This window comes from Streptomyces sp. P17 (genome assembly GCF_032436805.1).
Classification (GTDB): domain Bacteria; phylum Actinomycetota; class Actinomycetes; order Streptomycetales; family Streptomycetaceae; genus Streptomyces.
Genome location: NZ_JAVRBF010000417.1, coordinates 1 through 376, shown reverse-complemented (window position 1 = coordinate 376; position 376 = coordinate 1). Strand labels below are relative to the sequence as shown.

The window sequence follows — 376 nt, the reverse complement described above, 5'->3', positions numbered from 1 at the left end:
CAGGCTGGTACCCATGGACCCCAAGCCACTGAAAGGCCCTCAGAATCGCGCATACGGCAGCTCGCCACCATCGAGGATAGTGACCGCCTGTCCGAGCAGATCGCCCGTAGCCTCAACCACCTCGCCGCGATCGCCGACTCGGTGCCCCTCTCCGACGTGGCACTCCACCTCGACAACGCGGGCCGGGGCTTCGTCGCAGAGCTGACCGACCGGACCGAGCCGAAACGAAAGGAATCAGCATGATACTCACCCACCTGCGGCTACCCCGAGGGACTCCTCATGACACGCGCTGGCTCCACCAGCGGATCGCTGAGGTATCCAGCGATCCGCGCCCGCTGTGGGCATTTCCTCGCCACGGGATCGTCATCACCCAAAC

The 376-nt window shown here is 64.9% G+C and carries 1 protein-coding gene; it reads left to right on the top strand.

Annotation, left to right across the window (positions count from 1 at the left end; all coding sequences use genetic code 11):
* The coding region (locus RMT89_RS41540) for a hypothetical protein (RefSeq protein ID WP_315888939.1) at nucleotides 1-243 on the top strand (243 nt) is incomplete at its 5' end.
* Nucleotides 244-376: the final 133 nt, after the last annotated feature.